Origin of the sequence: Psychroflexus tropicus DSM 15496 (assembly GCF_000378765.1) — a bacterium.
In the GTDB taxonomy this organism is placed as follows: domain Bacteria; phylum Bacteroidota; class Bacteroidia; order Flavobacteriales; family Flavobacteriaceae; genus Psychroflexus; species Psychroflexus tropicus.
This window is the reverse complement of sequence record NZ_KB905348.1, coordinates 30,855-50,594: the sequence shown is the minus strand read 5'-3', so window position 1 is coordinate 50,594 and position 19,740 is coordinate 30,855. Positions and strand designations below refer to the sequence as shown.

Annotated in this window: 20 protein-coding genes; 5 read left to right on the top strand and 15 right to left on the bottom strand. The window is 36.4% G+C overall.

The window, feature by feature from the left end; all coding sequences use genetic code 11:
• The 7 genes from F598_RS0113980 to F598_RS0113950 form a co-directional block, all read right to left on the bottom strand.
• Positions 1 to 294, bottom strand: a 294-nt coding sequence (locus tag F598_RS0113980; protein WP_019039697.1) for a hypothetical protein, incomplete at its 3' end; no start/stop codon positions are given.
• 12 nt (positions 295 to 306) lie between these two features.
• Positions 307 to 645, bottom strand: a complete 339-nt coding sequence (locus tag F598_RS0113975; protein WP_019039696.1) for a hypothetical protein — start codon at positions 643 to 645, stop codon at positions 307 to 309.
• A gap of 2 nt (positions 646 to 647) precedes the next feature.
• Positions 648 to 1,616, bottom strand: a complete 969-nt coding sequence (locus tag F598_RS14995) for a DUF6973 domain-containing protein (RefSeq protein ID WP_019039695.1) — start codon at positions 1,614 to 1,616, stop codon at positions 648 to 650.
• Between the two features lie 131 nt (positions 1,617 to 1,747).
• Positions 1,748 to 1,963, bottom strand: coding sequence for a hypothetical protein (locus tag F598_RS0113965; RefSeq protein WP_157595028.1), 216 nt, complete (start codon positions 1,961 to 1,963; stop codon positions 1,748 to 1,750).
• A gap of 251 nt (positions 1,964 to 2,214) precedes the next feature.
• Entirely contained in the window at positions 2,215 to 2,598 is a 384-nt protein-coding gene (locus F598_RS0113960) for a hypothetical protein (protein ID WP_019039693.1), read from the bottom strand.
• Positions 2,599 to 2,610: 12 nt separating this feature from the next.
• Positions 2,611 to 3,948, bottom strand: coding sequence for a hypothetical protein (locus F598_RS0113955; protein WP_019039692.1), 1,338 nt, complete (start codon positions 3,946 to 3,948; stop codon positions 2,611 to 2,613).
• A gap of 89 nt (positions 3,949 to 4,037) precedes the next feature.
• Positions 4,038 to 4,325 carry a hypothetical protein gene (locus tag F598_RS0113950; RefSeq protein WP_019039691.1) on the bottom strand — a complete coding sequence of 96 codons (288 nt, stop codon included), beginning with the start codon at positions 4,323 to 4,325 and terminating at the stop codon, positions 4,038 to 4,040.
• Positions 4,326 to 4,720: 395 nt separating this feature from the next.
• On the opposite strand from F598_RS0113950, the gene lipB reads away from it, so the two are divergent.
• Entirely contained in the window at positions 4,721 to 5,425 is a 705-nt protein-coding gene (gene lipB / locus F598_RS0113945; protein ID WP_019039690.1) for a lipoyl(octanoyl) transferase LipB, read from the top strand.
• On the opposite strand, the gene F598_RS0113940 is transcribed toward lipB, so the two are convergent.
• Together F598_RS0113940 and F598_RS0113935 are read right to left on the bottom strand one after the other, a co-directional pair.
• On the bottom strand, positions 5,422 to 7,875 hold the full coding sequence (locus tag F598_RS0113940) for a hypothetical protein (RefSeq protein WP_019039689.1): 2,454 nt from the start codon (positions 7,873 to 7,875) through the stop codon (positions 5,422 to 5,424). The genes lipB and F598_RS0113940 overlap by 4 nt on opposite strands.
• 67 nt (positions 7,876 to 7,942) lie before the next feature.
• Positions 7,943 to 8,542 (bottom strand): ribonuclease HII, encoded by a 600-nt coding sequence (locus F598_RS0113935; protein WP_019039688.1) that lies wholly within the window; start codon positions 8,540 to 8,542, stop codon positions 7,943 to 7,945.
• A gap of 116 nt (positions 8,543 to 8,658) precedes the next feature.
• Here F598_RS0113935 and F598_RS0113930 point away from each other — a divergent pair, with 116 nt between their 5' ends.
• The 3 genes from F598_RS0113930 to F598_RS0113920 all read left to right on the top strand — a co-directional run bounded on the left by F598_RS0113930 (position 8,659) and on the right by F598_RS0113920 (position 12,433).
• Positions 8,659 to 10,587, top strand: a complete 1,929-nt coding sequence (locus F598_RS0113930; protein ID WP_019039687.1) for a putative porin — start codon at positions 8,659 to 8,661, stop codon at positions 10,585 to 10,587.
• 102 nt (positions 10,588 to 10,689) lie between these two features.
• On the top strand, positions 10,690 to 11,937 hold the full coding sequence (locus F598_RS0113925) for a glycosyltransferase (RefSeq protein ID WP_026302741.1): 1,248 nt from the start codon (positions 10,690 to 10,692) through the stop codon (positions 11,935 to 11,937).
• Between the two features lie 22 nt (positions 11,938 to 11,959).
• Positions 11,960 to 12,433: a hypothetical protein gene (locus tag F598_RS0113920; RefSeq protein WP_019039685.1), complete on the top strand. Its 474-nt coding sequence runs from the start codon at positions 11,960 to 11,962 to the stop codon at positions 12,431 to 12,433.
• Here the strand turns inward: F598_RS0113920 and F598_RS0113915 are convergent, their stop codons facing one another.
• Together F598_RS0113915 and F598_RS0113910 are read right to left on the bottom strand one after the other, a co-directional pair.
• Complete coding sequence (locus F598_RS0113915; protein ID WP_033408726.1) at positions 12,434 to 13,588, bottom strand: glycosyltransferase; 1,155 nt, start codon at positions 13,586 to 13,588, stop codon at positions 12,434 to 12,436.
• Between the two features lie 5 nt (positions 13,589 to 13,593).
• Positions 13,594 to 14,535 (bottom strand): lysylphosphatidylglycerol synthase domain-containing protein, encoded by a 942-nt coding sequence (locus F598_RS0113910; protein WP_157595026.1) that lies wholly within the window; start codon positions 14,533 to 14,535, stop codon positions 13,594 to 13,596.
• Between the two features lie 28 nt (positions 14,536 to 14,563).
• On the opposite strand from F598_RS0113910, the gene ruvC reads away from it, so the two are divergent.
• Entirely contained in the window at positions 14,564 to 15,118 is a 555-nt protein-coding gene (gene ruvC / locus F598_RS0113905) for a crossover junction endodeoxyribonuclease RuvC (RefSeq protein WP_026302740.1), read from the top strand.
• 354 nt (positions 15,119 to 15,472) lie between these two features.
• Here the strand turns inward: ruvC and F598_RS0113900 are convergent, their stop codons facing one another.
• The 4 genes from F598_RS0113900 to hemW form a co-directional block, all read right to left on the bottom strand.
• The gene (locus F598_RS0113900) at positions 15,473 to 17,245 is read right to left on the bottom strand and encodes a MutS-related protein (protein ID WP_019039681.1); all 1,773 of its coding nucleotides are present in this window, start codon (positions 17,243 to 17,245) and stop codon (positions 15,473 to 15,475) included.
• A 65-nt stretch (positions 17,246 to 17,310) separates the two neighbouring features.
• Complete coding sequence (locus F598_RS0113895; RefSeq protein ID WP_019039680.1) at positions 17,311 to 17,679, bottom strand: MmcQ/YjbR family DNA-binding protein; 369 nt, start codon at positions 17,677 to 17,679, stop codon at positions 17,311 to 17,313.
• A gap of 11 nt (positions 17,680 to 17,690) precedes the next feature.
• Positions 17,691 to 18,560, bottom strand: coding sequence for a pirin family protein (locus tag F598_RS0113890; protein WP_019039679.1), 870 nt, complete (start codon positions 18,558 to 18,560; stop codon positions 17,691 to 17,693).
• Positions 18,561 to 18,563: 3 nt separating this feature from the next.
• A complete protein-coding gene (gene hemW / locus F598_RS0113885; protein WP_019039678.1) occupies positions 18,564 to 19,694 on the bottom strand; it encodes a radical SAM family heme chaperone HemW in 1,131 nt (376 codons plus the stop codon).
• Positions 19,695 to 19,740: the final 46 nt, after the last annotated feature.

The window sequence follows — 19,740 nt, the reverse complement described above, 5'->3', positions numbered from 1 at the left end:
ATTAGAAATCCACTCATCGCTCATTTGTCTTATTCCATTTGGCAATGTTGTTAATCCACCTGTACCATGAAATTTGCTTTCTACTATCACGTATTTTCCAGTGACAGGGTTTTTAAATATATGGTCTATACCTGTGTTGTCGCCTATCGGGTCTATGGTCGTGTGTCTATTTACATGTACTACTTCGTAGCCTTTCTCAACAAAATCAATATCGGTGCAAATTTCGCCAAAATTTCCTTTTCTAGCATTAGTAGCGTTTGCAATTACGTTTTTCCACTGGTTTTTTAAGTTCAATTGTGTTTTTATTTAATAATAATTGATGGTGATTGTAATATTCAATTCTCCTTCTGCTCTTGAAGGGCTCAAAAAGAAATTGAATTCACCGCCATAAAAATCGGATGAAATCTTTTTCGGTAAGGATTTATTTGTAATTATCATCGTAGAATCATTTTCAACCTTACTTAGATATATCGTATCTGAGATATAACCCTCTAAAAAAATACTAGCATTTGACACAGTACTGTTATCAGGACACTTTAATGAAAACTTGTGAGCCTTGCTAAAATCATTCACTTTCCAAGATTTTTCAATTTTACCACCACAAGATGATAAAATCATTATAAAAAATATGAACTTAAATTTCATTATTACAAATTTGTTGGTATTAGTTGAGAATTTGATGTTGCTTCAGGATTCGTATGTGATAAATATCTTAATTCACCTCTATCCGATGCAAATTTTATTTTCATCATTAACATAAAAATAGATTGATTTCCTATATTCCTACCAACCTGGTTATTAAATAAATCCATTTCCTTTTCTTTATAATGATAAGGGTATTCAAACGGTTTTTCTTCATGAGCACTAGCAAGTTGCTCCATTAAACTCTCACCAAGTTTAGCTGCACCTAAAGCATTCCATAGCGCATGACGATAAGCATCGCCCTTACCGTTGTACTGTACCATAGGTGTATCCTCAAAATAAATTTCAGCATAAAAAAATGCTAAATACGCACTATGCAAATAATCCAATTGCTGAAATCGGGAGAGATCATTAAAGATTGAAAGTTCAGTTTGGCTCATGTCGTTCCTATAATCTTGTTCAAAAACTAAAATTTCAGCAGACTCTTCTCTAAAATCATAATCACTCAAGTGATCCTCAAAATCCACTTCAACTACGCCTTCGCTACCCACTTCTTCTATAGTTTCTACAACAGCATGAATAAAGTTTTGAGCTTCTATAGTTGAATTTTCATTTAAAAAATCGATCATTTGCTGAAACAGTTCATCTCCATAAGGTCCCATCGCCTGCACTTGAGTAGGTAGTAAGTTTTGATCTAGCAAAGAGTTTAACTGAGACACCAACATTATATTAATTGGAAAAACATTGATTGGCACCTCATCATTCTCCTCTACACAGCCATCGTTCCCATCACACTCACACGGATCCTGAACATCATTGAAGCATTCTTCTCGCGCTGCGACACAGCCGTTCTTGAGAAGTTTTGAACCTTTTTCTATTATAATCCTAAGATTTAAGCTATGGGATTTTAAGAAATGTTCTGGTCTGTTTTTTATTCTGACCCGCCTGACTGCATCAGGCAGGTAGGTTTTCATTTAAGTTGACTTAATGTTTGAGATACTTAGCTTTATGTTTACAACTGACCTGATTTTATGTCTTTGGTGAGAAGATTTGGCTGTGGGGTTTAAAGAAAAAACCACCTTGATGAAGGTGGTTTTATGTAATTCTAATGCAGTTTTCGCTTTTTCAAGTCCACATCAATGACTTCCTTATTTTCATGATAAATAAGCAATCTATTTTCATAAAAATCTAATTTACCTACTTCGATTATTTTATATTCAAAAATACTATCATTGTTTATCGTTGGCTCACCTAGCTTATCTCTTACTTCGTCAGTGGTATAAGAAGTAAGCAACTTACTTTCCACTAAATCTTCAAGCATCAAGTATCTTTTTGAAGGCTGATCTATCCATACTTGCTGATTAAAATCTAATTGAGGTGTATAACCGTAATAGATAAATACTGAGCTTAAAAAAAGAATCAAATAAATTAAAATTGAAGTTTATGTTGTAAATAGAATACGTTTAGCCTTTGTTTTAAATTTGAATCGATTTTTAGTAAAGAACTTAACAAGTAGATAAATAAATACTATAAATATTGGTCCTGAAATAATGAATAATAGTTTCATAGAATTCACTTGGGTTGCCTTATTTGAATTAAGTAACTATTATTCAGAACAAGTGAATCATATTTAAAGACTCCATACTCTGCTTTGTAAATCGTATTTTCAGAAAAAAGTTGAATTTCCACTTCAAGACAATTATCTTTAATTTTAATAGAATTAAATTTTAAAGCATTTACTTTTTTATCTGACACAAGCTTGATACTAAACATTTTTTTAAAATTAAATGAAAACTTACAATCTGAACTATCTATTAAATGAATAACTCTCCTGTTTTCAAAAAACACTTTTAATTTATCATCATTAAATAAATCTTTAAGTATTTGTTCTTTAATTGAACACGTTTCGTTAAAACACAAAAAAACCAATATCAATGTAATTATAAGTTTTGTCATAACTCTATATTGTTAGTTTTTTAAGATAATTAGCGCATTATCTCTCCAAACTGTTTGTCCATAAACATCAGTTTCAAAAAGCAGTCCAGATTCTTCGCTGTTCCATTCTCCATCTCGATATTCGCTGTAATGAACAAATTCATTTAAAATCGTTACACCAACTAAAAAGGAAAAAGAATCAGCTAATAACGAACCAGCATTTGTATTCTCTAAGTCATTAACTAAGTCCTGGTCAATCAATAGCGTATTAGGGTTATTTCCTTGAAATAGACCATATGTATTCTCAGAACAACTACTACAAAAATTATCTAATTGAACTATTTCTATGATAGGACCCTTACCCCACTCTAATTGATTTTTAATTTCTTCTGAAGATAGGTCTCCATGCTCTTCAATTTTATTGATTATAAATTGATTGTCGCTAATTAATGGTAGTTGGTTTTTCAAATATTCTGTAAGCTTTGGGTAGGTTGCTTCATAATTGCTCCCTTCTGGATATTTTACGAAAGGGAAGGCTGATATTAAAATATTATTTATAAAGGCCTCAAAAATTGCCTCAAAATCCACTTCTACAGTGCCCTCGCTACCCACTTCTTCTATGGTTTCTGCGACAGCATGAATAAAGTTTTGAGCTTCTATAGTTGAATTTTCATTTAAAAAATCGATCATTTGCTGAAACAGTTCATCTCCATAAGGTCCCATCGTCTGGAGTTGAGTAGGTAGTAAGTTTTGATCTAGCAAAGAGTTTAACTGAGACACCAACATTATATTAATTGGAAAAACATTGATTGGCACCTCATCATTCTCCTCTACACAGCCACCGTTCCCATCACACTCACATGGATCCTGAACATCATTGAAGCATTCTTCTGGCGCTGCGACACAGCCGTTCTTGAGGAGATTTTTAGTAGACTTTTTATCTGGTACTATCGTAATATAAATTGGGTGGGTACAACCCCCTGGAGCATGAGAACTGCAACAAGTACAAGGTAGGAATATGATAGCTATTGGGGATGCAGGACCGCTAAAATTTCCTCCGGGTCCTCCAGTTCCTGGTACACTACCTCCGTCTCCAGGACCGTCTCCACCATCAGTTGAGCCGCCTCCTCCAGAGTTTGAGCCTGAACCGTCTTGGCTTCCGTCGCACTTACCCGTTTCTTCATAGTTAACTAAAGTTCCATTACTCAATTCTAAATTGATTAAATATTCACCCTCGGTATTGTAAAACACCATAAAGCCCGTGTAAGATGGCATATCGGTTTGAAGGTTATTTGTCAATAGCCAAGCATTTTCTATTCTAAACTCCTGGATGTAGGAGTAATGTTCGCCTGTACTCAATTCTTTTACCACAAGGTTAAAAATACTTGTATAACCGCTCAGATTTTGATGATTATCAAACCTTAATTGAAAGGAATAGTTAGATAATCCTTGAGAGTTAGTCAGTTTTTAATGTTATCTAGTTCTACAGTGGTTAAAATTAGGTCCTCACTCCCAGATTTATTTACATTAGACCCACTGCTATGGATAGCAAAATCTAGTTGAGTTTTTCCCCCCTGCCTCAAGAAATTCATCACCTCGGGGATATCTTTGCTAGATACGTTACTGAGTTTTTGTTTTTTAGGCTCTAATTCTGAAATCAAGTGTTCATGAGTATCTTCGTTCTGACAGCTGAGTACAGAAAGAAACATTACAATAAATAATATTGCTTTTATGGATAAAGTTTTCATTTTAAATAGGTGTTTTTGTTAGTTATATAGCTTTCTGGAAATAAAACTCGCAACTAAGTAAACCCATAAATAAAACTTAGGCTTTCACAAATCCTAACAGTTTTTGCTCTGTGTGTGTAAAATCACTTTGTAAATTATTAACATAGCAAATGTAAAACTTTAAGATTTAAACCCGTTACGGTTTGACCGTACACTTGTTACGGTTTTCCACTATAATATGTTAAATTTTAGTTGTTTATGTTTAAATCCAGAATTTACATGAAAGGTTATAAAGAGTAGCTTCCATATGTTCATAAGTTAATCCAATCCTCAAACTGTTAAGGAAAAGAGGGGAAATGCAAATTAAAATCGGGATCTAATGGATAACCCCTACCTTTGCATCAGAATAAAATGTTATGAATAAAGCCATCAAAGTCCTGGAGCTGGGACAACGCGATTATAAGGATACCTGGGATTTTCAGGAAGAATTATTTCAAAAAGTGCTCAACATCAAAGTACAGAACCGCAGGGAATCTACCGATTTACCTACTGAAAATCATCTGATTTTTGTAGAACACCCCCATGTCTATACCTTAGGGAAAAGCGGTGACCTGGCTAACCTATTACTGGACGAAAAACAACTGGCCGAGAAAGGCGCCACCTTCTACAAGATTAATCGTGGTGGCGATATTACTTATCATGGCCCGGGACAAATTGTTGGCTACCCGATTTTAGATCTCGAAAACTTCTTTACCGATATTCATAAATACCTTCGTTTTTTGGAGGAAATGGTCATTCTTACCTTAGATGAATACGGACTCAAAGCCGAGCGTAGTGAGGGCGAAACCGGAGTTTGGCTGGATGTAGGCACGCCGTTTGCCAGAAAAATCTGTGCGATGGGCGTAAGAGCATCCCGCTGGGTCACCATGCATGGCTTCGCTTTGAATGTCAACGCAGACTTAGGCTATTTCGACAACATTGTTCCTTGCGGAATTAAGGATAAAGCTGTGACTTCTCTCAATGTAGAATTGGGCAAAAAAGAAATTCCCGTGGAGGAAGTCAAGCAGAAACTCAAATATCATTTCTCCGAATTATTTGAAGCCAAGTTGACGGAATCCTAAAGTTTTTTATTATAAATCAACACCCCGTTGTCTTCTCCCTTCACGATAAAGTTGATCTCATTAGGCACAGTCAAATCTAAGTCGATTTGGGAATTACCAAACACTGGAAATCCTGGCACTAACTCTGCCTGCTCGTCAAAAAGATATACTTTACTCGCTTGTTGATCTACAATACTGAAGTAAGTTCGATTGGCCTGCTCATGAATTTGAGGTGGGAGATACAAACCATAATCCAAGGTTTTACTCAGACCATTTACTCTTAGGCTGTTTTCAGAAAAGGTAACCACATGCTTTGTGCTTACGCTTACGTAATGATCTTGAGATAATTCTAAATCGGTGGTTTGAACCATTCCATTTTCTGCAATTTCGATCAAATCACCATCTGAATTGGTACCCACAAAGCTATTATTGTTCAACCCCCAGGTGTTTCCAGAAGGCTTGACGTTTTGCTTAGGCTTCACCCGAACGGTTCCTGTTCGGTTTAAAATGTTAAGCCCTTTCTTATTTTCTACCAATATATAATCTTTACGTCCGATGCGAATATGCTGAGGTGTTCTTTCGATATTCCCATTTGAATTATAATCAAACCCTTTAACCAGCTTACCCTCCTTGTCAAACATCAAAATTTCATCATTCTGAACCACGACAAATCTATATTTCCCATTATTATCATAGTCGAAAATAGCTAAGCCTTCTGTAATAAAATCATTGAAATCTAAAGGAAAAGGAGAAACATCCTTACCATTTTTATCGATGACATATAATTTGCTCTGTGTGGTGAACGCCATCTGTAATCTTGTATTTCTATAAATATCAAAGGTGAGTATGTCCCCAATAATTCGACTGTCCAAGGCTCGATTCCAGATGGTTTTTCCGTCTTTTCCTATTAAGTGTAACTGGTTTTGTTCATCCTGAACCACAATATCTTTTTGTCGGGTTCTCCAGTTAATAAAGAATGAAGGGTCTGAAGTTATGGTATTTTCAAGCTTTATTCTTTTCACCTCAATGGCTTCATTGGAATTGGCTGACGGCTTTATTTTGGAAATAATCCCGTTAACAAATGCAAAATCATCTTCATAAGTGGCCTGCATGATAAGTGACCCGTAGCCTTGTGTATTAAAGGTTTTGAGATTAGTCACAAAATCTTGTACAGCAGATTTTTCCAATTGATTCAGAATAGCCTGCAGCTGTCCGCCCCAGGTCATATGTGCAGAACCACTCATTTTATTTAGGGCAGCTTCAAAAGTTGAGGATTCACTCAATACAGAGCGATTATTGATGTTGACCAAAAGGTCCTCTAATACTTTCTCATCTTTGGCAAATAAAAAGTGACTGTCATAAACCGTGAACACAGAAAACTTATGATTGGACAAAAGCGGAGAGAAATTCGCAAATACATTTTCAGCATCAATGCTGTAGATCGTTTGATTTCTAAATTTGGTTTCTGCTAAAGTCTTAGTGGATAAAGAATCCAGAGTATTAGTTACCTTAGAACTTACTATATCGTAAACCAAAGCCCCATTTTCTAATTCTATCACTCCTACTTCATTAGCATCCTTAAAGATTGACTTAAAAGAAGAATTGGCCTTGAAATCTTCTTCTGCACGGTTGTCTTGAAGGGTTTCAAAATTTGAAAACGATAAGCTTAAAAAACCAGTAGCGTTCAATGGAGTTACTTCGTGTAGTCTCAGCTCAGCTGCGTCTACTCCTTTAAATAATCTTAGTTTTTGAGAGGTGTCCGAGCTTAAAATGGCTCCAGACCATCGAAGGTTTCCCTCTGAAAATTCCAGGTCTAAACTCATCCACTCTCCTAAATCTTTTACAGACCGGGTGTTTAAATCGTTAAATTCATTTTTATAGAGATAGTCAGCTTCCTTTAAATTAATAAATAAGGAAGTTTCTCCAGTGGCAGCTTTATGGGCTCTATAGAAGGTGTCTTCAAACCTAAATTGGTTATTGTAAGCTCTAATGACGTTTTCAATAATCAACTTGGATTCTGAAGCTATACGAACCTTTTCTATACGTGTAGAATAAAATGTAGACTGATCCAGCTGAAACTCGGCTATAACTTTCCCGGCATAGTCGATTTTTTTTTGTCTTTGGAGTTGGATAGAATCCAGCTCTAAAAACTTATCTTCAATAATTAAAGAGGTGGCTAATTCTCTTTCTCCAATTGGGGTAACAGTCAAAATGGCTTCTGCATCGTTTTGAAAGTAATTTACGAACTTGAAATTGTCCCGAATGGTTTCAATAATGGGTAGTGAAGCATTATTTTTAAATAAATCTGAACCTTTTAAGACTTCTAATGTATGAGATAAATCTTCAGTTTCTAAAACCAAAATCGACTTAGAGGGTATAAAATCGATAAGTTTTCCTTGAGTAGAATCAGATTCAAATTGGCAAGACACCAAGCCTATGGATATAAAAACAAGAATAAAAAACTGACGCATAAATTGAGGATTTCAAAAACACAAAATTAAGTTGAAAATATAAAACTGAGCTGAAATAGCTTAGGGTTTATAGATTTAATTCCAATTGGTTTGGAAGCAGTCTAAAACTTTTTCTGTGGTACTTGGTAACCCCGTACTTTCTGATGGCTGCACGGTGGGCTTTGGTAGGATAACCTTTATTCTTAGCCCATTCATACATCGGATACTCCTGGTCTATCTTCTTCATAAATGCATCCCTGGCAGTCTTGGCGATTATTGAAGCAGCGGCTATGCTCAAAAACTTCGAGTCTCCTTTAACGATGCACTCGTGTTTTAAATTCTGATAGGGTTTAAACTTATTTCCATCTACCAAAATAAATTCTGGTCTAGAGGTGAGCTGATCTATAGATTGGTGCATTGCCAAAATGGAAGCGTTAAGGATGTTAATCTCATCGATGGTTTCCATTTCTACATGTGAAACCCCATAGCTTAAAGATTCTTTTTTTAAAATAACTTCCAGAAGTTCTCGTTTTTTTGAAGTAAGAAGTTTTGAATCATTGAGTATGTCATTATGAAAGTCGGCTGGCAAAATGACGGCAGCGGCAGTTACTGGTCCAGCTAAGCAGCCACGCCCGGCTTCGTCTGTTCCGCATTCTAAATATTTATTTTGAAAATTAAGTTGAAGCATAATTGAATTCAAAAATATAAAATCTGTAAACTAAAAATGATACTTTTGTCCACGTATTATAATCGCTAATGAAGTTCTTAAGTTACCTCTTTTTTATTTTACTATTCTCCTCACTAATGCAGGCTCAAGACCTAAGACTACAAGAAAGCAAGCAACCCCAGGAAGGACAGAATAATCAGCGTGGAGAAACAACAACATCAGTTAAAGATGATCGTGAAAAACCACACATTTCCAAATATAAAATCATTAGCATAGAAAATGATACCACTTATGTGGATACTACGTTGACGATAAGAAAAGATTACGCCTTTAATTACTTACGAAAAGATGCATTTGAGCTTTTACCCTTCTCTAACGTGGGTAGACCATATACTGAAATGGGATATAGCTTCGACGATTTAAATGCTCTACCTCGATTTGGTGCCAGAGCTAAACATTTTAATTATTTGGAAGTTAAAGATATTCCTTATTATGAAGTCCCAACACCTCTCACAGAGCTTTATTTTAGAACTGTTTTTGAGCAGGGACAAAATCTGGATGCCAGTTTTGCAACCAACCTAAAACCCAACCTCAACCTATCCATTGCCTACAAAGGCTTGAGGTCACTTGGTAATTATCAGCGTGAATTGACCAGTACAGGAAACCTGAGGCTTGGTTTAAATTTCAGAACCTACAACAATCGCTATTTCATCAGGTCACACTTTGCCGCTCAGGATATTCTGAACCAGGAAAATGGTGGGTTAACCGATCTTTCCAACCAGCAATACATCAATGAGATTGAAGAAATTCAAAACAGAGCCACTGCAGAGGTAAGACTGGTAGACGCAGAGAACAAACTGGATGCGAAACGTTTTTATGCCAATCAATATTACAATATAAGACCTGGCAATGATTCTACTCAAAACGGACAAATACGATTAAACCACATCCTGGATGTTACAGATAAGGAATATGTTTTTACTCAAGGTACGTCCACTCCTCAATTTTTCGGCTCTACTTTTGAAAATACAAATTTAGAAGATGAAGTCGAGTACCAAAATGTTGCTAATACCATGATCTTATCCTATTCCCAAGCCTATTTAGGCCGAATCGGGTTTTTGGCTAAACATAATAGTATTAATTACGGTTATAATTCCATTGTGATCTTTGATGACCAGACGATCCCTAATCGACTGCAAACAGATATCATCAGTTTAGGCGGGACCTATCAAAAAACGTATAAAGGCTTTAAACTTGAAGGTCGAGCACTCTATAATATCTCCGGCGATTACAGCGGTGGTTATGAAATTCATGGAACGGCCAGCACTAGGGTCTCAGACTCACTTCAGTTTTCTGCTAAGGTCGATTTAAGTTCTTCAGCCCCTAATTTTAACTGGATCCTCAATCAAAGTGCTTATGAAAACTACAACTGGTATAATCCAGAATTTGATAACGTTAACACTCAGCGTTTAAACATAGAGGCTAACTCTAAAAAATATGGAAAAGCCAGTGCTTCCCTTACACAGGTTGACAATCATGCCTATTTTGGATATACTTCTACAGCAGAGGGTGCAGAGGTAGACAGTCTAATTACCCCTTTACAAACCAACTTACAAGTTAGATATCTTAAGGTTAAAGCTGAAAAAGATTTTAAATATGGAAATTTAAATCTTGCCAATACGGTGATGTACCAGAATGTGCTAGAGGGAGAGTCGGTCTTTCCTGTCCCAGAATTTGTGACCAGACATTCTCTTTTTTATGACAATTACCTATTTAGAAGAGCTTTATATCTACAAACAGGATTTACTTTTAATTATTTCACGAGTTTTATGGCAAAGGCCTATGATCCTATTCTATCTGAATTTGCTGTACAAGACTTCCAGGAACTCGACGGTTTTTATACCGCTGATTTTTTTGTGAATGCCAAAATAAGAGAAGCAAGGATTTACTTTAAACTTGAAAATTTCACAACTATTTTTCAAGGTAATTCCAATTTTGCAGCCCCAAGGTTACCTTACAGGGATTTTGCGATTCGTTTCGGGCTGGTCTGGAACTTCTTTTTATAGAATTTTACTTCTTAGCTCATAGCATCGTAGGCAATATTTTCATAATGATGGGCTAAATAAAGAAAGAATACCGATTTTCGCATGGAACCAAACCTTGAATTTATGAGTAACTATAAATTGCTTATTATTGGATTTGTCTGGCCAGAACCTAAGTCCTCTGCGGCTGGAGGTCGAATGATGCAGCTCATCGATTTATTTCTAAAGAAGAAATTTAAAATTACATATGCTTCCCCTGCCAAATTTTCTGAACATGCTGAAAATCTTGAAGACTTAGGTATTGCTCAAAAACAGATTCAGGTTAACAATTCAGAATTTGATGAATTCCTTAAGGAAGAACAACCCACGCATGTCCTTTTTGATAGATTCATGATGGAAGAGCAGTTTGGTTGGCGAGTTTCAGAACATTGCCCTAATGCGATTAGAATACTTGACACCGAAGACCTTCATTTTCTTAGAAAAGCCAGACAACAGGCTTATAAAGACAATCAAAGTTTCAAAAAAAGTTACCTTTATTCTGACATTGCAAAGCGTGAAATCGCTTCTATTTTACGTTCCGACTTAAGTTTGATCATTTCAAAATCAGAAATGAAATTGCTGGCAGATCAGTTTAGAGTATCAAAAAACCTTTTGTTATACTTCCCCTTTCTCTTGAAACCTCTGAAAGATGATGATATAAAAAGTCTCCCCAACTTTGAAGAACGCGAGCATTTTGTGAGTATAGGGAATTTTTTACATGCGCCCAACTGGGACAAAACTCTATTTCTTAAAGAAGAAATCTGGCCAAGAATAAAAAAAGAACTTCCAGACGCAGAGCTTCACATTTATGGTGCCTATACCTCTCAGAAAGTAGAGCAACTTCACAATATTGAACAAGGGTTTATCATAAAAGGAAAAGCGCACGATGCCATTGAAACTATAAGTAAGTCAAAAGTCTTACTGGGGCCGCTTCGCTTCGGCGCTGGATTAAAAGGAAAATTCATAGATGCCATGCAAGCCGGCACCCCATCGATTACAACAACTATTGGTGCAGAAGGTTTGTGCGGAGATTTACCCTGGTGTGGAGAAATAGCGAACACCGCCGAAGACATAGCTCAACAAGCCATTTTTCTTTATAAAATGCCAAAGCGCTGGAAGATCGCTCAGCGTAACGGATTTACCATAATCAACAAGCGCTTTCAACGCAGGGTCTTCGTCGCAAATTTCTTTAAACGGCTGAATCGTTTAGAAGAACATCTAATGGAACATCGGCAACATAATTTTATAGGTCAAATTTTAATGCATCATTCTACACAAAGTACAAAATACATGTCTCTATGGATAGAATCTAAAAACAAAGACGCTCCAAAATAAAGCATTTGATTACATTTACTCTATGAATCGGTGGCTAGCTATACTTTTGTTTACCATAACACTTGCTTCGTGTCAGGATTTTGATCTCAAAAAGCAATCTGCTAATGAGATTCTAGAACAAGAAATCAAATCCATCAATTGGAATGAAGTTGACTTTTATCCCACTTTTACAACCTGTGGAATCATCACCTCTAAACAGGAAAGCAAAAGCTGCTTCGAAAACCAGATCAAAAAAACTATACGAGATCGTTTAGAGAAGGTAGAACTTATCACTTCTGTACAAACCAAAGATACTTTGATTGTAAAGCTGTTTATTTCTTCAAATGGTGATACTCGTATTGACGGTTTTAAAATTCAAGACGAGCTTAGGGATAAGAATCCAGAGATAAAAAATTGGCTAAGAGAGGCTATTTCAGAATTACCAGAAATTTTTCCCGCTCAAAAACGAAGTATACCCGTTTCACTTCATGCTCAAATCCCCATTCTAATAAAATAGTTACTTAGTATACTTGCGCCCTTTCCACTCGAATTTTCCAAATAGACTAGAAAACGCAAAAAAAGAAGTGAGAAAGGGGTATACAAGGCTAACTTTAAAAAAATCAGTCCAGCAAAATCCTAAATTTTGAAGCTTAGCAATTTTACTCAGACTCCAAGCGTCAACAAGGAATTTTAGTACAAAAGCATTAATAAGGAAAGTAAGAAAGACAGTATCAAAAAAGGCGAAAAACAGACCTAGAATAAGAGATAACTGCATAAACGCCACTAAAAGACCACAAGACTTTAAGTAGAGACTTTTCATGGCTGCAGATTTCTTGGCCCATCGCACCCGCTGATGCCACAAGCTCTGAAAAGAAGCAACTGGTTGAGTCCAAACTACCGCACGAGAGTCATATAAAAATTCTATTTTAGAATTGAAGAGTCTAAATTTTTCTAATGTAAAAACATCATCTCCGCTAGCAATGCTTTCTTTTCCTTCATGAACATTAGCTTCTAAATAGGTCGATTTTTTATAACACAGATTAGCACCGTTACAGATTACGTATTGTTCTCTTGCAAAACTTCCATAGCCAAATAACTGAAGCCCTAGCATGTCTAAGTGTTGATACTGAGATAAAAGGCTATGGCCAGGGGCAACAACTACTCCAGCAGCTATCAAATCTGCTTTACCATCTTGTAACTTGACATCATAACATTTCAACCAATGTTTGGGTAAAAAAACATCAGCATCGGTGGTGATGATATAGTCGTAGGAGGCTAATGAAATCGCTTTATGAATAGCTTTTTTCTTAGGCGATAAATTAGGTTTCGGACCCACTTTTTCACCTTTTAAAAGAAGGTTTGATAACAGAAAAGTTTTAATTGTAGGGTGCCTAGCTTGAAAGTTTCTAACTGTGGCCCAGGAATTATCTTGAGAATCATCATCCACCACAATCACTTCAAACAGATGATTTGGATAAGACAATTCTGAAATAGATTTGAGAAGTCCGGGTAAGTGCTCAGACTCATTTCGCATAGGAATCACAACAGAGAAAGAGGTTCTAGCTTCGCTGGATTTTATTGGATGATTTTGAGTTGGTTGAGGCAGTGCAAAAGTTAGCCAAGCAATCCAACTTAAATACATCCCCAAAACCAGGTAGAATACCACTATCATGAGCATCAGTTAAGTTGTAGGTTCGCTTGTTTATGCTTTGGTTTTAAAAGCAAAATATTTCCAATGATCGCTGGTATCCCAAAATTGAACACCCACATTATAGCCATTGAGGTAATTATAACTTCTGGAGGAAGGAAGTTTTCCAAAAGGATTAATCCTAATCCTGCTTTTAAACCAGCATCCAAAATTAAAAAAGTGGGAATAAAAGAACTGATGAAGTAAATCGAAAAAATTACAGGCATGATTTCTAAGTAACTTAAATTAGGTTGAAATAGCCACAGAAAAAAATATAGCTGATGACTAAAACACAGATACCTTAAGTAGGAATAGCCTAATACCAGAGAGTTTCTTGGTTTAGATAGGTTTGAAAGTGAAATCACATAATTTTTGATTTTATTCTTCCAATCCTTTTCAAAATTTGAAAAAACAATCAAGATCCAAATTAGGAGCAGAACTCCAAGCACCATCCCAATGCTTAGCTGTAGATTCGACTCCAGTTCCATATACACAAAACATAAACCCAAAATACCAAAACAACATGTCGCAAGCAGTTGGTAAAGTTGACCTGTAAGTGTCATTTTCAATATTTTGGTCCTATATAACTTGGGATAAAAACTAGCTTTGGCTCCAAACTCCCCTATTTTATTGGGAGTAATAATACTAATAGCGTGAGCTTTCAGACTTTCTGAAAAAGCTCCCAAGAAAGAGACGGTTAACAGTTCATAAAGCAAAGTTTTCCACTTTAAGGCTTCTAAAAACCAATTCAGAAGTGAGAGTCCAATACCAAGGATTAGGAAATTAATAAGCTGAGAGGACTGAAAAAGAAGATTCCATTGAGCAGAACTTATCTCCTGAAAGGCAAGAAAAATTGCGATTCCACTAAGACTTACTCCTAAAAGTTTGATGAGCAAGACCGGGAATTGATTAGTTTTGTAAGGTATCTTCATTGCTACAAAATAACAAAATAATAAGCTATTGGCGACAGAAAGAATTATTTTAGGCATTGACCCAGGAACCACCATTATGGGATTTGGAGTGATTGAGGTCGTAAATAAAAAGATGAAGTTTGTTCAATTGAATGAGTTAATGCTCAAGAAATACGATGATCATTATACCAAACTCAAGCTTATTTTTGAACGTACCATAAATCTTATCGACACTTATCACCCAGATGAAATAGCCATTGAGGCTCCTTTTTTTGGAAAAAATGTGCAGTCTATGCTAAAGCTTGGCCGGGCTCAGGGAGTGGCGATGGCTGCAGGCCTCTCCAGGGAAATCCCGATCACAGAATATCTGCCTAAAAAAATAAAGATGGCGATTACAGGCAATGGAAATGCCAGTAAAGAACAAGTCGCTAAAATGCTGCAACAAATGTTGAAAATTAAAGAGCTGCCAAAAAATTTGGATTCAACCGACGGTCTTGCCGCTGCGGTTTGTCATTTTTATAATAGTGGAAAAACCGATGTTGGCGCTTCTTATTCAGGCTGGGACGCCTTTGTCAAAAAGAATGAAAAACGAGTGAAGAAGTAGAGTGGTCGGTAGTCGGTAGTCAGTAGTCAGTTGTCGAAATTATAATTCCAGTCTTAAACATCAGAGAAATAACTACTTCATAAAAGTAATTTTATTAGTTTATCTTTTAGACTTAGCATATTAGCTATTCCAAAGCCTTATAAACTTTATTTATTGTTGATTATAATATGCTTAACCTAAGGGGAATGAATAGTTCTCGACTGCTCTCGAACTTGAAACGTTAGGAGTTCTCAAATCATTTTAATTCTAAAAGCTTGAGAAATACAGTTCTTTGTTTAGGTTCGAGCGGAGTCGAGAACAAACTTAGAGTCCGTTAAAAATTCAGAGAATAATCTTACTTAAAGGAATGAAATACTACTCCACAATATCCATTTTCTTCAACAAAAATGAGGCATTCATATTTTTACATATGCCTTCTTTAAGGGTGTAGTCGAAGTTAAGTTCATCATCGATGATTTCGGCATCAAAATAATAGTTTTGAACTTGAGGTAACTCCTCTGCGACCTTACATAAACTCAAATCGTGAGTGGCTATGATCCCGATGGCGTTAGCTTTGACTAATCGTTCGACAAATTTTCTGGATCCAATCGCTTTATCGGTCGAATTGGTTCCTTTTAGAATTTCATCCAGAACGATAAAATATTTATCGGTTTGGATTTGGTCAACAATATATTTGAGGCGAGTGAGTTCTGCAAAGAAATAAGAGGCTTCATCGGCTAGAGAATCTACAGTTCGCATACTGGTAATGAGCATGGTAGGCACATATTCACAAGAAGTCGCACACACCGGCAAACCCACATTGGACATTACAATTTGAAGGGAAACTGTCCTTAAAAAAGTACTCTTCCCAGCCATATTAGCTCCAGTGATGATAAAAAATTCGTTGTCTTTGATCTCAAAATCATTTCTAACGGCGTCATTTGGGGGTATTAAGGGATGAACTGCTCCCTTTGTTTTGGTAAAGCTCCCTTCTTGCTTTATCACTGGAAAGACATAGTCAGGATGATTGAAATGAAAATTCGCCAAACTGTTATAAGCATCGACTTCTGCAATGACTTCAAACCAATTTTGAACCTGACTGGCATGTGCCTGAATCCATTTTTCTATCTTCAAGGATTGAGTAAGATCTCGAAGCATAAAGCCATTCAATACGATGCCCAGCAGAATGTTATTACGCTGATCTAAACCATCAATATGCTTGGATAATCGCTTTAAAATCTCACTCGCTTTTGTTGCATCAGATTGGATTTGAGATTGAAATGATCTTAACAATTCTGACTTAAGCTCAGCGTCCTCTATCATCTTCAATAATTTGAAATACTGCTGAAAGGTACTCTGCGCCTGACTCACATGGCTGGAAAGTTGATTGATACGCTTTAGGAAAGCTCCAGTGATGCCCAACCCAATCACAAACCAAAGTAATAATTGAGCTCCGGTGATAAAATTGAAGAAGTAGACAGAAATCATAACAACAGACAAGACAGAAAAAACAAGGGGAAACCAGGACATCCACCTTGGCACAAAAGCTGAATAAGAGTTTACCCAATTGACGATACTACTGGCTTTAACGTCAGTATCAACCAGCTTAGCATCTGCAGCGAAGTTCTGTCTTAGTTCTATTTTCTCCGCCAATTCTTTGATGGCTTGCTGTTTAGCATCAATCTTATCGATTGAATTTGATGTCAGCTTTTTAGCTAAGTTATCCTGACCTTCTTTTAGAGCAGTTCTATTCAAATACTGAAAGAATGAATGCTGGCCAAAAATATCAATGTCCTGGCTAAATTCATGTTCCGGATTTTTATAAATTTCACCTGTGGGAAGTTCTGAAAACTCTCGTTTTAATACCTTAAGTTCAGTTTCATTAAGCTTAAGAAGTGCTTTCAATTTTGCTTTATTGTATTGGATTTTAGAATGTCTGGTCACTAAAATGAGAAAGATGACAATACCAAGGATGATAGAACCAATCACGACTCTGGTGGAGGACCAGAAAAAGTATACAGAAAAGGCGATGGCGAGAAAAACTAGTAACCGAAGCATACTCGACCAGAATAATTGAGTTTTAACCGCCTTTAAATCTAAAGTGTATCGCGTTATAGAGTCAGAATAAATAGATCCTGGTGTTGACATAAATTAAAAATTGAATTGCAAAAATAGAAGTATTGATCTTTTAAAGTCGATCTAAAAAAGAAAGTTTAAGGAAGTAAAGTCTCCCTTTTTGATTTTGGAAGTTTACTTACTACCAATTCATAGCTATGATTGATAAGGTGTTGGATAAATTTTGTTGTAAGTTGAGGACCATCTACCACTACGGTGTTCCAGTGCTTTTTACTCATGTGATAACCGGGAAAGACCTCATCAGGATATTTTTCTCGGTAGTCTATAGCTTTTTTAGGGTCACACTTTAAATTAAGGCTGTGGTCTCCTTCCTCCCATTTCTTTAAGGAGGTTAAGGCAAAAAGTTTACCCATCACTTTAAATGTTAAGGTATGTTGATCAAAAGGAAAATCTTCTGTGGCTCCTGGCTTACTTAAACAATAGTCTCGTAGATCTTCAATATTCATCGATGGCTTTATTAATTTGGTAAGGGAACAAAGTCGGTTTCTCCTGGAACTTTATCAAATTCTTGGTTCTTCCACATGTCTCGAGCCTTCTGGATTTTAGCTTTGCTGCTCGATACGAAATTCCAGTGGATGTGGCGTTCCTCGGGAAAGGGCTTCCCTCCAAAAATATAAACCGTAGTGTTTGCTTTCATTGTGAAGCTACAAAGCGAAGCATCTTTGGCAATCAAAATTTGTTTAGGATCATAACTATGGGCTTCGTTTTTAACCTGACCCTCCAAAATGTAGAGGGCGCTTTCGCCGTGTAAGTCTTTTCCTATATCGACAGTTGCTGCTTCTTTGCACTTAAGTTCGATAAAATATAATTCACTATGAACAGGAACAGGAGAAGATTTACCAAACGCCTGACCTGCAATGAGCCTGATTTCAACACCATTATCGATCCAGAAAGGAATATCATTTTTTTCCACATGTGTAAATTGAGGAGACATATCTTCCAGGGATTCAGGCAAGGCTACCCAAATTTGCAACCCATGAAGTGTCTTGTCCTTACTACGTAGTCGCTGAGGTGTTCGTTCAGAATGAACTATTCCACGACCTGCGGTCATCCAGTTGACAGCTCCTGGTTCTATCTCTACTTCTGTTCCCAAGCTATCTCTATGAACGATACCTCCTTCAAATAAAAAAGTAAGCGTAGATAAACCAATATGTGGATGCGGAGGAACATCGAGGTTTTCTTTTGCAGTCATTTTTGCTGGTCCCATGTGGTCGATAAATGCAAATGGACCTACCATGCGTTTTTGACGAAATGGTAGCAATCTTCCCACCATAAAGTTGCCTATATCTGCAGCACGTTCTTCGATGATTAAATCTATGTTGGACATTTTTTATTTTAAATTTAGCATAAATAATTCAGAGGCGATACCGTCCGACAAAAATTTGCCATCGCCTGTGACTTTCAGAACATCCCCTTCAAGTTTTAGTAACCCCTGTTGTTGGAATTGCTGAATATGATCCATGAGGTAAGCTGCATAAGTCAATCCAAATTCTTTTTCAACAACCTTTACATCCACTCCCCAAATAGTTCTAAGACGCGTCATAATGTATTCATTGTATCGGTCTGTTGTAGACAATTGTTCATAGTCCGCTGGAAGTTCACCGGCTTGAAGTGCTTTGATGTATTTAGGATTGTTATTTACATTCCAGCTTCTTGTTCTATTGACAAAGCTATGAGCTGAAGGACCAATCCCAAGATAGTACTTACCGGTCCAATAGGCGGTATTATTTTTGGAATAATACCCAGATTTTCCAAAATTAGAAAACTCGTAATTTTCAAAGCCTTCATTCTGCATAGTCTCAACTAGAATATCAAAGTGTTTTTTGGCTAGGTCGTCATCTACTGGAGGAATGATTTCTTTATCTATGAAATGCTTTAGGGCTGTGTTGGGCTCCACCGTCAAAGCATAACTGGAAATATGTGGAACTTCAAGTTCAAGAGCTTTTGCCAAATTGGCTTTCCAGCGTTCTTCACTCATACCTGGGATACCATAAATCAAATCGATTGAAATATTATCAAAGAATTGTTTGGCGAGTAAAATTGAAGTTTCAGCTTCTTCAGCATTATGAGCCCTATTCATCAGTTTTAAATCTTCCCCAAAAAACGACTGGATACCTATACTTAATCTATTGACCCTTGTTCTTGAGAGCATCTTGAGATACTTTAGATCCAGATCATCCGGATTAGCTTCAAGGGTAATTTCGGGATGCTTTACAACAGTGTAGGAATCGTAAATGGTTTTGAAAATCAAATTCAACTCTTCTTCAGATAACAGGCTAGGGGTTCCTCCTCCAAAATAAATATTCTCAACATCGTGAGGTAACTCCTCCTTTCGCAGGATGAGCTCTTTGCAAATGGCCTTCACTAAGTCATCTTTGTACTTTAGAGACGTAGAAAAATGAAAATCACAGTAATGGCAAGCCTGCTTGCAAAAAGGGATATGGATGTAAAGTGAACTCATCAAATTTATTTGCACAAAAATAAGATTTACTTCCCCGAATTCTTTA